Source organism: Nonomuraea sp. 10N515B (assembly GCF_052245915.1).
Lineage (GTDB): Bacteria > Actinomycetota > Actinomycetes > Streptosporangiales > Streptosporangiaceae > Nonomuraea.
This window is the reverse complement of record NZ_JBQQBQ010000013.1, coordinates 1-13,310: the sequence shown is the minus strand read 5'-3', so window position 1 is coordinate 13,310 and position 13,310 is coordinate 1. Positions and strand designations below refer to the sequence as shown.

The 13,310-nt window shown below is 68.0% G+C and carries 17 protein-coding genes and 1 tRNA gene; 16 read left to right on the top strand and 2 right to left on the bottom strand.

From position 1 onward, the window contains the following. The first annotated feature begins 92 nt into the window (after positions 1–92). Genes ACTWQA_RS20985 through ACTWQA_RS20975 form a run of 3 tightly spaced genes read left to right on the top strand, consistent with a single transcriptional unit; the run spans position 93 to position 1,290 of the window. A complete protein-coding gene (locus tag ACTWQA_RS20985) occupies positions 93–350 on the top strand; it encodes a hypothetical protein (RefSeq protein ID WP_443160850.1) in 258 nt (85 codons plus the stop codon). Next, positions 347–724 carry a hypothetical protein gene (locus ACTWQA_RS20980; RefSeq protein WP_443160849.1) on the top strand — a complete coding sequence of 126 codons (378 nt, stop codon included), beginning with the start codon at positions 347–349 and terminating at the stop codon, positions 722–724. The genes ACTWQA_RS20985 and ACTWQA_RS20980 overlap by 4 nt, the downstream gene beginning before the upstream one ends. Before the next feature lie 53 nt (positions 725–777). Next, the gene (locus ACTWQA_RS20975; protein ID WP_443160848.1) at positions 778–1,290 is read left to right on the top strand and encodes a hypothetical protein; all 513 of its coding nucleotides are present in this window, start codon (positions 778–780) and stop codon (positions 1,288–1,290) included. Here the strand turns inward: ACTWQA_RS20975 and ACTWQA_RS20970 are convergent. Further along, complete coding sequence (locus tag ACTWQA_RS20970) at positions 1,270–2,478, bottom strand: pyridoxal phosphate-dependent aminotransferase (protein WP_327585764.1); 1,209 nt, start codon at positions 2,476–2,478, stop codon at positions 1,270–1,272. The genes ACTWQA_RS20975 and ACTWQA_RS20970 overlap by 21 nt on opposite strands. A gap of 157 nt (positions 2,479–2,635) precedes the next feature. Here ACTWQA_RS20970 and ACTWQA_RS20965 point away from each other — a divergent pair. The 9 genes from ACTWQA_RS20965 (at position 2,636) to ACTWQA_RS20925 (ending at position 9,497) form a co-directional block, all read left to right on the top strand. Then, a tRNA-Trp gene (locus tag ACTWQA_RS20965) sits at positions 2,636–2,708 on the top strand. 78 nt (positions 2,709–2,786) lie between these two features. Next, complete coding sequence (gene secE, locus ACTWQA_RS20960; protein ID WP_164904133.1) at positions 2,787–3,032, top strand: preprotein translocase subunit SecE; 246 nt, start codon at positions 2,787–2,789, stop codon at positions 3,030–3,032. 80 nt (positions 3,033–3,112) lie between these two features. After that, entirely contained in the window at positions 3,113–3,877 is a 765-nt protein-coding gene (nusG, locus tag ACTWQA_RS20955) for a transcription termination/antitermination protein NusG (RefSeq protein WP_443160847.1), read from the top strand. Positions 3,878–3,996: 119 nt separating this feature from the next. Continuing rightward, the gene (rplK, locus tag ACTWQA_RS20950; RefSeq protein WP_127939574.1) at positions 3,997–4,428 is read left to right on the top strand and encodes a 50S ribosomal protein L11; all 432 of its coding nucleotides are present in this window, start codon (positions 3,997–3,999) and stop codon (positions 4,426–4,428) included. A 58-nt stretch (positions 4,429–4,486) separates the two neighbouring features. Beyond that, entirely contained in the window at positions 4,487–5,206 is a 720-nt protein-coding gene (gene rplA / locus ACTWQA_RS20945; protein ID WP_305915092.1) for a 50S ribosomal protein L1, read from the top strand. 209 nt (positions 5,207–5,415) lie between these two features. Further along, complete coding sequence (locus tag ACTWQA_RS20940) at positions 5,416–6,234, top strand: LppX_LprAFG lipoprotein (protein WP_305915093.1); 819 nt, start codon at positions 5,416–5,418, stop codon at positions 6,232–6,234. Positions 6,235–6,471: 237 nt separating this feature from the next. Then, positions 6,472–6,996 (top strand): 50S ribosomal protein L10, encoded by a 525-nt coding sequence (gene rplJ, locus ACTWQA_RS20935; RefSeq protein ID WP_305915094.1) that lies wholly within the window; start codon positions 6,472–6,474, stop codon positions 6,994–6,996. A gap of 72 nt (positions 6,997–7,068) precedes the next feature. Beyond that, complete coding sequence (rplL, locus tag ACTWQA_RS20930) at positions 7,069–7,458, top strand: 50S ribosomal protein L7/L12 (RefSeq protein WP_443160846.1); 390 nt, start codon at positions 7,069–7,071, stop codon at positions 7,456–7,458. Between the two features lie 158 nt (positions 7,459–7,616). Further along, positions 7,617–9,497, top strand: a complete 1,881-nt coding sequence (locus tag ACTWQA_RS20925) for an ArnT family glycosyltransferase (protein WP_443160845.1) — start codon at positions 7,617–7,619, stop codon at positions 9,495–9,497. On the opposite strand, the gene ACTWQA_RS20920 is transcribed toward ACTWQA_RS20925, so the two are convergent. After that, the gene (locus ACTWQA_RS20920; protein WP_443160844.1) at positions 9,494–9,877 is read right to left on the bottom strand and encodes a nuclear transport factor 2 family protein; all 384 of its coding nucleotides are present in this window, start codon (positions 9,875–9,877) and stop codon (positions 9,494–9,496) included. The two genes, ACTWQA_RS20925 and ACTWQA_RS20920, sit on opposite strands and share 4 nt — an antisense overlap. Positions 9,878–9,965: 88 nt before the next feature. Here ACTWQA_RS20920 and ACTWQA_RS20915 point away from each other — a divergent pair, with 88 nt between their 5' ends. The 4 genes from ACTWQA_RS20915 to ACTWQA_RS20900 all read left to right on the top strand — a co-directional run bounded on the left by ACTWQA_RS20915 (position 9,966) and on the right by ACTWQA_RS20900 (position 12,820). Further along, positions 9,966–10,532, top strand: a complete 567-nt coding sequence (locus ACTWQA_RS20915) for a TetR/AcrR family transcriptional regulator (RefSeq protein WP_443160843.1) — start codon at positions 9,966–9,968, stop codon at positions 10,530–10,532. A gap of 90 nt (positions 10,533–10,622) precedes the next feature. Next, positions 10,623–11,624 (top strand): ABC transporter ATP-binding protein, encoded by a 1,002-nt coding sequence (locus ACTWQA_RS20910; protein WP_443160842.1) that lies wholly within the window; start codon positions 10,623–10,625, stop codon positions 11,622–11,624. A gap of 201 nt (positions 11,625–11,825) precedes the next feature. Next, positions 11,826–12,326, top strand: a complete 501-nt coding sequence (locus ACTWQA_RS20905; protein ID WP_443160841.1) for a hypothetical protein — start codon at positions 11,826–11,828, stop codon at positions 12,324–12,326. Then, on the top strand, positions 12,323–12,820 hold the full coding sequence (locus ACTWQA_RS20900) for a hypothetical protein (RefSeq protein ID WP_443160840.1): 498 nt from the start codon (positions 12,323–12,325) through the stop codon (positions 12,818–12,820). Before ACTWQA_RS20905 ends, ACTWQA_RS20900 begins: the two co-directional genes overlap by 4 nt. Positions 12,821–13,310 lie beyond the last annotated feature (490 nt).

Sequence of the window (13,310 nt, the reverse complement as noted above, 5' to 3'; positions counted from 1 at the left end):
CTGTGGTGGGGTGCCGTCCCACTCGCGGGCTCGCGACCGTGAAAGCCGGGCGAGCGAGTGATGGATGGGCGGGAACCGGGGATCAATGACGCATGATCCCTGAGGGGCGCGACGGCGGACGGGGATGGCGCGCCGTGGTGGCGGCGCTGGCGTTCGCGATGGCGGGACTCATCATCCACGCGTTGTTCTCGTCGGGATTCGGGCGCATCGCCCGTCCTGCCGAGGCGCCCCCACCCCTCGCCGTGGCCCCTCCGGAGACCCGCCTGGTCACGGTGACCAGGCGAACGTCGGCCCCGTTTCGGCCGAGCCCACCCGCGGCTCGGACCCGCGGGCCGGCGTCCTCGCGGTGATCTCCGACGATTTCTGGCTCACCTACCTCCCCGCAGGGCTCGAACGCAGCGGCGGCGGGGTGATCGAGCCGGAGCCGGGCGTCAAGGGCGGCTGGGCCAGGTTCGCGACCGCGGACAGGTTCGTCGAAGCGCAGGTCGAGCACGGTATCGTGGCGGCGGACTGGCAAAGCTACCGCTCCCGGGTCACCATGCTCGACGCCCGTGACACCACCGTACGCGGCCGGCCCGCCGCGGTCGGCAGGCATCCGAACGGCGGTCGCCTGATCGTCTGGCTGGAACGCGTGGGCACCGGCGCGTGGATCAGAGTCAGCGACTCCCTGAGCAGGGAACTCCTCGCAGTTGCCGCCTCCGTGAAGGCTCCTGTAGGAGACTAGGTCCCCTTCCCAGTCCCTCTCTTCCGGGTATCCACACACGTCATGGGGGGTCGATGCGGCGTCTGGCGGCAGTGCTCCTCGTGCTCGCGCTCACCGGCTGCGGCGGCGGTGACGGCGTGCCGGAGCCCGAGCCCACCCGCACCGTCGCCCGGCCGTCGCAGGAGCCGGCAAGGAGCAAGACCATCTCGCTGTCCTGCGGCGACACCGAGGTAAGCCTGCCGGCCATGCCCGCGAAGCTGAAGCGTGCCGGCGCGTTCGCCCAGCTGCCCTCGCTCGCCCGCCGGCTCGACGTCGACGGCCTGATCTGGCGCAGGAACGACGAGCACCTGTACGTCGGCGTGGTGTGCGGGGTGCGGACCGCCGAGCAGTTCGCCACGCTGGTCGCCAGGTCGACGCTGACGGCATACAAGGGGCGGCCAGCGCTGCGCTGGACCACCAAGAGCGGCCTGCGGAACTTCATGTGGCTGGAGCAGCCGGGCACCGCGGTCTACATCGGTGCGACACCCGGCCTCGCCACCCACATCAGGCGAATCGCCGGCGGCGTCTCAGCGGGCCTCGGCCAATAGCTTGCCCAGGCGGCTGACGCCCTCCACCAGGTCGTCGTCGCCCAGCGCGTAGGACAGCCTGAAGTAACCCGGCGTGCCGAACGCCTCGCCGGGCACCACCGCCACCTCGGCCTCCTCCAGGATCAGCTCGGCCAGCTCGCTCGAGGTCTGAGGCCGCCTGCCCCGCAGCTCCTTGCCGATCAGCTCCTTGACCGTCGGGTACGCGTAGAACGCCCCCTTCGGCTCGGGGCAGAACACGCCCGGGATGTCGTTGAGCATCCGCACCATCGTCTGGCGGCGCCTGTCGAACGCCGTGCGCATCTCGGCCACCGCCGACAGGTCGCCGGAGACCGCGGCCAGCGCCGCCATCTGCGCCACGTTGGAGACGTTGGAGGTGGCGTGCGACTGCAGGTTGGTGGCGGCCTTGACCACGTCGGCCGGGCCGATCAGCCAGCCCACGCGCCAGCCGGTCATCGCGTAGGTCTTGGCCACGCCGTTGAGGATCACCACCCGGTCGCCCAGCTCGGGGACGGCCGTGGCGATGCTGGTGAACTCGGTGCCGCCGTACACGAGGTGCTCGTAGATCTCGTCGGTGACGACCCAAAGGCCGTGCTCGGCCGCCCAGCGGCCGATCGCGATGGTCTGCTCGCGCGAGTAAACCGCGCCCGTCGGGTTGGACGGAGAGACGAACAACACCACCTTCGTACGCTCGGTGCGCGCGGCCTCCAGCTGCTCGACGCCCGCCAGGTAGCCGGTGGACTCGTCGGCCACGACGTCCACCTGCACGCCTCCGGCCAGCTTGATCGCCTCGGGGTAGGTCGTCCAGTAGGGCGCGACCACGAGGACCTCGTCACCCGGGTCGAGCAGCGTCGCGAAGGCCTCGTAGACGGCCTGCTTGCCGCCATTGGTGATCAGCACCTGAGACGGCTCGACGGCATAGCCGGAGTCGCGCCTGGTCTTGTCGGCGACGGCCTGCTTGAGCTCGGGCAGCCCGCCCGCCGGCGTGTACTTGTGGAAGCGCGGCTGGCGGGCCGCCTCGATCGCCGCCTCGACGATGTAATCAGGCGTCGGGAAGTCGGGCTCGCCCGCGCCGAAGCCGATGACGGGGCGTCCGGCCGCCTTCATCGCCTTCGCCTTGGCGTCCACGGCGAGGGTGGCGGATTCGGAAATCGCGGAAATTCTTGCGGAGATGCGAGGTCGGGTGGACATGGGTCCATCGTCCCACGTGCTCGTGACCTGGGCGATCAGCTTTGGGTTCGACGTACCGGGCATTCCCCCGTATGCTTTCGGCTGGTCCTTCCGCCGCATGTCGCCGGGCGGTTCGGTCCAGGCAGTGAGTCGATCAGGGTAGTCTGGTTGATGACATAGGGCACTGGCGCAATTGGTAGCGCACCGGTCTCCAAAACCGGCGGTTGGGGGTTCGAGTCCCTCGTGCCCTGCGAGTGCGGTCCGCGCAACGATAGGCGTGTAAGCGCGCCGCAAACTGCGTTGGATACGGACGAATTCAGGTGAGGACTGTGGCGATCGACACACGCGGCGAAACCGCCGACAAGCCCAGTGGCGAAAAGAAGACGCGCACTTCGCCTGCCCTTTTCTACCGGCAGGTCGTCGGCGAGCTTCGTAAAGTCATCTGGCCGACACGCAAGGATCTCATCACCTACACCACGGTCGTTCTGATATTCGTTCTGATCATGGTTGGCATCGTGTACGGCCTCGACGCCGCCCTGGGATGGTTGGTCCTCCGCGTCTTCGGCGGAGCCTGATCCCGGCGCCGCCGGTGCCCGCCTGACGGAGTCGCCATCGATACGAGCTCAATCGATTAGACGAAAGAGGAAGAGTCACCGTGTCCGAGTCTTCTATTCCGGCCGACGAGTCCCGCGAGGAGTGGGGCGACGAGCTGGAAGAGGCCACTGAGGAAGCCACCGAGGCGGCTCTCGAAGAGGCCGAGGTCGCGGAGAGCGACGAGGCGGCCGAGGTCGAGGCTGTCGCCGCCGAGGACGTTTCGGCTCTTCCCGACGTCGACCCCGTCGAGGAGTTCAAGCAGTCGCTGCGCGGCCTGCCCGGCGAGTGGTATGTCATTCACTCCTACGCCGGTTACGAAAACCGCGTGAAGTCCAACATCGAGAGCCGCAACGTGTCGCTCAACATGGAGGACTACATCTTCCAGATCGAGGTGCCGACGCACACCGTTCAGGAGTTCAAGAGCGGCAAGAAGGTGCCGGTCAAGGAGCGCGTGCTGCCCGGCTACGTGCTGGTGCGCATGGAGCTGACCGACGAGTCCTGGGCCGCGGTGCGCAACACGCCCGGCGTGACCGGCTTCGTCGGCCTGTCCAACAAGCCCAGCCCGCTCAGCCTCGACGAGGTCGCCAAGCTGCTCGCGCCCGAGCCGACCGAGGAGGCCAAGAAGGCGGCGGCCAAGCCGTCCGCGGGCCCGACGGTCGAGTTCGAGATCGGCGAGTCGGTCACGGTCATGGACGGCCCGTTCGCGACGCTGCCCGCCTCGGTGAGCGAGATCAGCCCCGAGTCGCAGAAGCTCAAGGTGCTCGTCTCGATCTTCGGTCGGGAGACCCCGGTCGAGCTGTCGTTCAACCAGGTCTCGAAGATCTAGGACGATCACCTACACTTAGACGTTCGGGCGGCCGCCTTCGCGAGGGCGGCCTCCGACATGTCCGGGGCTGCAATCCGCAGCCCGGACGGCATCACAATCAAAGACCCGGAGAAGGACAAATGCCTCCGAAGAAGAAAATCGCCGCGTTGGTAAAGGTCCAGCTTCCCGCTGGCCAGGCCACCCCGGCGCCGCCGGTGGGTACCGCCCTCGGTCCCCACGGCGTCAACATCATGGACTTCGTCAAGCAGTACAACGCCGCGACGGAGGCCCAGCGGGGCAACATCATCCCCGTTGAGATCACCATTTTCGAGGACCGCAGCTTCACCTTCATCACGAAGACGCCGCCGGCCCCCGAGCTGATCAAGAAGGCCCTCGGCCTCGACAAGGGCAGCGCGGTCCCGCACCGTGACAAGGTCGGCAAGCTCAGCCGCGAGCAGCTGCGCAGCATCGCCGAGACGAAGATGCCCGACCTCAACGCCAACGACATCGAGGCCGCCGAGAAGATCATCGCCGGCACCGCCCGGTCGATGGGCATCACGGTCGCCGAGTAACACCCTTTCAGACGTTCGTGGGAGGGCCGTCAGGCCCGTTCACCACTAGGAGTTAAGAATGAAGCGCAGCAAGGCGCACAAAGACGCGGCGGCCAAGTTCGACCGCGACAAGCTCTACTCGCCCGTCGAGGCCGCGAAGCTCGCCAAGGAGACGTCGACCACCAAGTTCGACGCCACCGTCGAGGTTGCGCTGCGGCTGGGCGTCGACCCTCGCAAGGCCGACCAGATCGTGCGCGGCACGGTCAACCTCCCGCACGGCACCGGTAAGACCGCCCGGGTCCTGGTCTTCGCGACCGGTGACCGTGCCGAGGCGGCCCGCGAGGCGGGCGCCGACATCGTCGGCGCCGACGAGCTGATCGACGAGATCTCCAAGGGCAACAGGCTCAACGAGTTCGACGCCGTCGTGGCCACGCCGGATCTGATGGGCAAGGTCGGCCGCCTGGGCCGCGTGCTCGGTCCGCGTGGTCTCATGCCCAACCCGAAGACCGGCACGGTGACGCCCGACGTCGTCAAGGCCGTGACGGAGATCAAGGGCGGCAAGATCGAGTTCCGCACCGACCGGCAGGCCAACCTGCACTTCATCATCGGCAAGACGTCGTTCGGCGAGCGCGAGCTCCTGGAAAACTACGCTGCCGCCCTGGATGAGGTGCTGCGTCTCAAGCCGTCGGCGGCCAAGGGCCGTTACCTGAAGAAGGTCACCTTCTCCACGACGATGGGCCCGGGTGTCCCGGTCGACCCCAACATCACCCGCGGCATCACCGCGGAGCTGGAGAGCTGATCTCTGCTCTTCGACAAGCCCCCGCCCCTTTCGGGCGGGGGTTTTTCGTTTGATGACCGTGGAGCGGGGCGGCGGGTGGGCCGGGCCGGAGCGTCCGTATGGTGGATTGTGAAGATGGTGTGAAGACCTTGTGGGGGATAACCCTGGGTTTTCCCCTAATTGTGCGGGGAAGGCGCTACGGCCGTGGAATGCAAACGTAGGGTCAAGACATGCTGAAGCGATCGATAAGTCTCGCCGCGGCCGGAGCCGCGCTCGTGGTGGCCGCGGTTGCCGGTTGCGGCACTACTGCCCAGCCCATCCAGGTCAATCTGGCGGCCTCGGAAGTGCTGGCGCAGGCCGCGCAGAAGACGGCTGAGGTCACCAGCTACACCGTTGACGCCGTGGTGAACGCCACGCACCCCCAGCAGGGCGACGGCCGGGTGCAGGGACGCATGCTCTACCAGAAGCAGCCCCTGGCCGTGGACCTGACCCTGGACACCGTCGACATGGGCGGTCAGAGCCTGCCGGGCGGCGTACGAGCCGTGCTGCAGGGCGACGCCGTCTACGTCAAGGTCGAAGCGCTCAAGGACCTGGTAGGCGCCACCAAGCCGTGGATCAAGGTCCCGCTCACCGAGATGGGCGAGTCCGGCGAGGTGAACCAGTACCTGAACCAGATCCAGCAGTTCGATCTGGCCAACGTGACCAAGCTCGTCACGGCCTCGCAGGACGTGAAGTCGGTCGGCAACGAGAGCGTCAACAGCGAGGACACCACCCACTACAGCGGCAGCTTCCCGGTCGACGCGGCCGTGCAGCTGCTGCCCGCCGACGAGCAGCAGCAGGCCCGTACGGGGCTGGCCGAGCTCAAGGACGTCAAGTTCGACATCTGGGTGGCCGCCGACGGGCTGCCGCGCAAGCTCGCGTTGAACGGGCAGAAGGAAGGCGCCACGCTCGACGCCACGCTGTTCTTCAAGGACTTCAACAAGGCCGTGACCATCGAGACGCCGCCCGCCGACCAGGTCGGAGAGCTGCCCAAGGGCACGACCAACTGAGAACGATTTGGAAACTCGGCGACCAGGACGTAGTCTGGTCGTTGCCGAAGACCGCCGGTTGTCGTCAGGTGCTCAAGCCTGACGGCCGAAGGATCCACGTCATGTGGACAACCCGCGCAGGTGTGATGCGAGTTTCCCACATGGTTTGACCCGTGTGTGCGAGCCCCGTGCGCCCTGCGCCCGGGGCTGTTCTCATGTTCGGGGGCCTTCGCCGGTGGCACATCTGGAAGGAGGCCCATGGCGAGGCCGGATAAGGCGACAGCGGTTGCCGAGCTCAAGAATGAGTTCGAGGGCAGCGCTGCCGCCGTTCTGACCGAGTACCGCGGTCTCACCGTCGCTCAGCTCAAGGAGCTGCGCACCTCTCTCGGTGAGAATGCGAAGTTCGCCGTGGCGAAGAACACCCTGACCAAGATCGCCGCCAACGAGGCAGGCGTGACGGGTCTTGACGACCTGCTGGTCGGTCCGACCGCCGTCGCCTTCGTCAAGGGCGACGTCGTGGAGGCGGCCAAGGGTCTGCGTGACTTCGCCAAGGCCAATCCCCTTCTGGTGATCAAGGGCGGCGTGCTCGAGGGCAAGGCCCTCAACGCCACTGAGATCACCAAGCTCGCCGACCTCGAGTCCCGCGAGGTCCTCCTCGCGAAGCTTGCCGGTGCGCTCAAGGCGAAGCAGAGCGCCGCTGCCGCGATGTTCGCCGCGCTGCCCACGCAAATGGCTCAGCTGGCCGACGCCCTTCGCGCGAAGCGCGACGAGGCGGGCGAGTAACACCGGGGATTGCCGCACCTACCGCGGTCCCGTTCCTAGTTGTCTGCAAGTCCTAAACGTAAGGAAAACATCATGGCGAAGCTCAGCACCGAAGAGCTGCTCGACACGTTCAAGGAGATGACCCTCCTCGAGCTGTCCGAGTTCGTGAAGCAGTTCGAAGAGGTCTTCGACGTCAAGGCCGCCGCCCCCGTCGCGATGGCCGCCCCCGCCGCCGCCGGTGGTGGCGAGGCCGCCGTCGTTGAGGAGCAGGACGAGTTCGACGTCATCCTCGAGGCCGCCGGTGACAAGAAGATCCAGGTCATCAAGGAGATCCGCGCCCTCACGTCCCTTGGCCTCAAGGAGGCCAAGGACCTGGTGGACGGCGCTCCGAAGAACGTCTTCGACGGCAAGGTCAACAAGGAGCAGGCGGAGAAGGCCAAGGCTGCCCTCGAGGGCGCCGGCGCCAGCGTGACCGTGAAGTAAGACGGTCCTGTCTCTTCTGAGAAGGGGCGCGAGACATCCTGGTGCCGGATGTCTGCGCCCCTTTTCGCATTTCCTGAGCGGTGCCGTGCGGGCCCGGCTCAGGAGATTCTCATCCCGGTTTCATCGCCCCACCAACCGGCGTGCCTAGCGTGCCTGACGTGGTTACCGAAGCTAAGTCTCGTTGGGCGCTGGCCGCCCTCCTCGTGGGCACCGGCGTGCTGTACATCTGGGGCCTTGGGGCCTCGGGCTGGGCCAATTCGTATTACGCGGCAGCCGTGCAGGCCGGCAGCCAGAGCTGGACGGCGTTCTTCTTCGGGGCCTCCGACGCCGCGAACGCGATCACCGTCGACAAGACGCCTGCCTCGCTGTGGCCCATGGTGCTCAGCGTGCGGCTGTTCGGGCTGAACTCGTGGGCCATGCTCGTGCCGCAGGCGTTGTTGGGCGTCGGCACCGTGGCCGTGGTGTACGCCTCCGTGCGCCGGCTGTTCAGCCCATGGGCGGCGCTGCTGGCCGGGGCAGTCATGGCGGTCACGCCGGTGGCCGTGCTGATGTTCCGGTTCAACAACCCCGACGCGCTGCTGGTGCTGTTGCTGACCGTCGCGGGCTACTGCGTGGTGCGGGCCCAGGAGCGGGGGGCGACCCGGTGGCTGGTGCTGGCGGGGGCGGCGATCGGGTTCGCGTTCCTGGCGAAGATGTTGCAGGCGTTTCTCGTGCTGCCGGGGTTCGCGCTGGTCTACCTCCTGACCGCGCCCGTGGCGTTCTGGCGCCGGATCTGGCAGTTGCTGCTGGCGGGGGCCGCGATGGTGGCCGCCGCCGGCTGGTGGCTGCTGGCGGTGGCGCTGGTGCCGGCCTCCGAGCGGCCGTACATCGGCGGCTCGCAGACCAACAGCGTGCTGGAGCTGGCGCTCGGCTACAACGGCATCGGCCGGCTCAACGGAGCCGACTACGGCGGGCTGGGAAACCTCAACCAGCAGTCCGGATGGCTGCGGATGTTCGACACCGAGGCGGGCGGGCAGATCTCCTGGCTGCTCCCCGCGGCCCTGGTGCTGCTGGTCGCCGTCACCTGGCTGACCCGGCGGGCGCCTCGGGTCGATCCGGTCCGCGCCGCCGTCTGGGTGTGGGGGAGCTGGCTGCTCGTCACGGCGTTGGTCTTCAGCCTGATGCAAGGGATCTTCCACGCGTACTACACCGTGGCGCTGGCGCCGGCCATCGCGGCGCTGGTGGGCATGGGAGCCGCCGTGCTCTGGGAGCGGGGGGCGCGCAGGCTTCCAGCCATGATCACGGCGGGGACGGCCGTGTGGTCGTACGTGCTGCTGTCGCGCAGCGCCGACTGGAACGCGTGGCTGGGGGTCGCCGTGCTGGTGGCGGGCCTGGGGGCGGTGCTGGCGATGTTGCTGACCCGCCGCGTCCTGGCCGTGGTCGCGATCGCCCTGGTGGCGTGCCTGGCGGGGCCGGCAGCGTACGCCGTGGACACCGCCGCTTCGCCGCACACCGGAGCCATCCCGACGGCTGGGCCCTCTACCGGCGGCGGCGGGTTCGGCCGGCCGGCCGGTGGCGGGAACCGCGGCGGGTTCCAGCGGCCCGGCGGCGGAGGCCAGGCATTCCGCCCGCCGACGGCCGTCGGCGACGGCGCCGCGCGCGGCAGGATGGGCGGTGGCGGCATGGGCGGGCTGCTCAACGCCGGCACGCCGGCCGCCGAGCTGACCGCGCTGCTGAAGAACGGCGCCTCCGGCTACACGTGGGTGGCGGCGACCGTGGGGTCCAATAACGCGGCCGGATATCAGCTCGCCGGCGGCCAACCGGTGATGGCGGTGGGCGGGTTCAACGGCACCGATCCCGCGCCGACGCTGGAGCAGTTCAAGCAGTACGTGGCCGAGAAGAAGATTCACTACTTCCTGGGCACCGGCATGGGCGGCTTCGGCGGGCGGAGCACGGGCGGCAGCGGCGACGCGGCCGAGATCGCCGCGTGGGTCCAGGAGACCTTCACCGCCACGACCGTTGGGGGCGCCACCGTCTTCGACCTCACCCAGAACGCCTAGCCGCGGACCTGGGCGATGGCGCTGGTGTCCATGTAGTCCCTCGTGTGGACGATCTCACCGTTCCTGATCCGCAGGACGAGGAGGCCGGGGACCGTGATCGACCGGTCCCCGGCCGTGACGTACGTGCTCTGCTCCACCACCACGACCTCCGGATCGTCCGTGCGGTGCAGCGCCAGCCTGCGGACCTCCTTGACGTCGGCGGGCGTCGCGCCCCATGACGCGCGGTAGCCCGCGCGGATCTCCTCCCTGCCCTTGTACGGCGGCAGCCCGCCGAACGGGAACTCGTGCAGCCCGTCCTCCGCATACAGCTCGGCCAGCTCGTCGGCCGACTTGTGCAGCATCGCGTCGTGGAAGGCGGTGACGATCTCTTCCATGGACATGAGTGACTCCCCAACTCGCTCAACAGACGTTGATTCAACGAGCGTAGAGCGAAAACGTGCGATCGGTCAACGCATGTAGAGTCGTCGCGTGAGCGAGAGAGTGCTTCCGCGGGCGGAGCGGCGACGCAGGACCGAGGGCAGGATCCTCGACGCGGCCAGGACGCTCTTCGCGGAGCTGGGATTCGAGCGCACCACGATCCGGGCCGTCGCCAGGGCGGCCGAGGTCGATCCCGCCCTGGTCATGCAGTACTTCGGCAGCAAGCAGGAGCTCTTCAACCAGGCCGTGCGCGTGGCGCCGGTCCCCGGCGCGGGTCTGGACGCGAACGAGCTGGTCGAATACCTCCTCGGCACGCTCACCATGAAGATCGGCGAGCTGCCGCAGGGCTCGCTGGCCATGATGCGGTCCATGCTCACCCACCCCGAGGCCGCCGCCGCGGCGCGGGAGCTGCTGGGCAGGCAGATCGACCGGCTGGCGGACTCCATCCCCAGCGAGGACGCCCGGCTGCGGGCCGCGCTGATGACGATGATCATGCTCGGCGTGACGGTCGGCCATCAGCTGCTGGAGCTGGACGATCTCCGCGAGGTCTCCCAGGGGGAGATCGCGCGCGTGCTGCGCCCGAGCCTGCGAGCGCTTACTGGACCGGAAGTCTCATAACTGCCTCGTAACAAGTTATCGAACCTGGTCGTCATCCGGCCGGGCGTCGTTACGGTGATGGCATCATCCCCGAGCACGGGAAGGTGGCCAGTGGGCGTCGAAGTCGTCGTAGACGGGCTCACCAAGTCGTTCGGGCGCCAGGTCATCTGGGAGGACGTCTCGCTCACGCTGCCCGCGGGCGAGATCTCGGTCCTGCTCGGGCCGTCGGGCACCGGCAAGTCGGTCTTCCTCAAGACACTGGTCGGGCTGCTACGGCCGGACCGCGGCCACATCTGGATCGACGGCTACGACCTCGCCAACTGCACCGAGAGCAAGCTGTACGAGCTCCGCAGGCTCTTCGGGGTGCTGTTCCAGGACGGCGCGCTGTTCGGCTCGCTCAACCTCTACGACAACATCGCCTTCCCCCTGCGCGAGCACACCAAGAAGAGTGAGTCCCAGGTCCGCCAGATCGTGATGGAGAAGATGGAGCTGGTCGGGCTGCTCGGCGCGGAGCGCAAGCTGCCGGGGGAGATCTCGGGCGGCATGCGCAAGCGGGCAGGGCTCGCCAGGGCGCTGGTGCTGGATCCGGAGATCATCCTGTTCGACGAGCCGGACTCCGGACTCGACCCGGTGCGCACGGCGTACCTCAACCAGCTCATCGTCGATCTCAACGCCGAGGTCGAGGCGACGTTCCTGATCGTGACGCACGACATCAACACCGCCCGTACGGTGCCCGACAGCATCGGGCTGCTCTTCCGGCGGGAACTGGTGATGTTCGGCCCGCGCGAGATGTTGTTGTCGAGCGACGAGCCGGTCGTGCGGCAGTTCCTCAACGCCAGGAGGCACGGCCCGATCGGCATGTCGGAGGAGAAGGACATCTCCGAGCTGGAGGCCGAGGCCCAGCTGGGGCACGACCCCGGCGCACTGCCGCCGATCCCCCCGCAGCTCATGCCGACCGGCAATCGGATCCGCCGCGCTCAGCAGCCGCCGGGCACCTGGCTGGCGGCCAACGGCGTGATCCCGCCGCAGGGCTCGTTCGTGGACGAGCGCGGCCGCAACTGGCTGGAGGAATACCCGCGCCTGGTCAACGCCTACCTGCACGGCATCAAGTGAGCTCCGCCCCCGAAGGGTCACTTACGTAGGGCGCGCCTCTAACGGACGCTCTGCGAGCCCCTGAGGGCCGTATGGAGGCATTTGTGGGATCTGCAACCCTTTCGCCGATCCCTTACCTCCTGGGTTGGTTCAGGGGCCCCAGGCGTGACCGCCGCGTTATGATCCGGCGGCGGCCGACGCGCGGGAAGGGGTGAGGCAGACGTGGAAGGGCTCGACGTCAGGCTCGCCCGCATCCTGATCGCGGTGCTCGGCGGGATGCTGGCGGTGCTCGTCGGCGTGGGCGTGTGGATCGCCGTGCAGGCGCGCGACGAGCAGGGCAGGGCGGGGGACAAGGAGGCCGTGCTGCTGGCGGCGGGCGCGCATGCCAAGAACCTGATCTCGCTGGACTACCGGACCGTGGAGGCCGACCTGCAGCGCATGCTCGACACCTCCACGGGTGCGGCCAGGGCCGAATACGTCGCCACCGCGGACAAGCTCAAGTCCACCACGACCGGGAGCAAGGTCGTCCAGCAGGGCGTGCTGCGCGCCACGGGGCTCGTCTCGCTGGCAGGAGCGAAGGCCAAGGTGCTGGTAGTCGCGGATGTGGAGATCCGCTGGGACGACTCCAAGAACGCGCCGGAGGCGCGCTACTACCGCTGGTCGATGGACCTGGACAAGGTCGGCGGCGCCTGGCTGGTGTCGAAGGCGGTGCAGGTGTTGTGAAGACGTTCGTGATCGTGCTGCTGGGCGTGCTCGTGGTCGTGGCCGGCGTGCTGGTGCCGGCGATGTGGTTCAACCTGCGCGATCTTCGTGACGCCGACGCGGCCGGCGTGGAGGCCGTGGCCGTGGCCAAGAAGGTCGCGCCCGACCTGCTCTCGTACGACTATCGGAGCGTAGAGGAGGACCTGGTGCGGGCCGGCGCGCACACCACCGGTGAGCTGACCAAGCACCTCAAAGACTTGAGCACGAGCCTGGTCGCCAAGGCCAAGGCACAGAAGATCGTGCAGACCATCGCGGTGGCGGGAGCCGGGGTGGAGCGAGCCGAGCCGGACCGCGTCGAGGTTCTGCTCTTCGTGAACATGTCTACCGTCAAGGAGGTCTCCGGCGAACCCAAGCCCCGGCACGAGTACTTCCGGAACCGAGCCAGGTTCGTCATGGTCCGGCAGGACTCGCGCTGGCTGGTCGCCAGCCTGTCGACCTTGGTCGGCACCGCATGACGCACCGGACGATCTCCGGCGGCGCGGCGCTTCGTTCAATTGTTACCAAAAATCTGGTTTAGCGAAGCATATGGCCGGGGTAATCCAGTCACAGCTACACCGGTTGTCGGCATGGGTTCGACCCCTGGTGTGACGGAGCGTTAACCGCCCCCGTTCGCGGGTATCGTCTTGGGCCTGTGCGGTAGGCGATCGGTCACACAGGGGAGAAAACCCAGCGTCCGGGCCCAGAGTCGGCTAAAAGTCGGGCTCACGGGCTTGACGTTTCCGTCTGAACGGGCGATGCTGCGACCAACGTGGAGCATGCAGCGAGAGCAAAGTGGACAGGCGTGTGCCGTTCGGCTACACTGCCCCTTTGCGCTGCCCTTTGACGACCCGCGATGCTTGCTCACGTTGCGAGGTTGTCTGGCGTGCGTGTAGTCAGTCCGCCGCGAGCCCTCGGAAGGACATCTGTTGGCAGCCTCGCGCAACGCCTCCGCCGTACCCGCTGGTC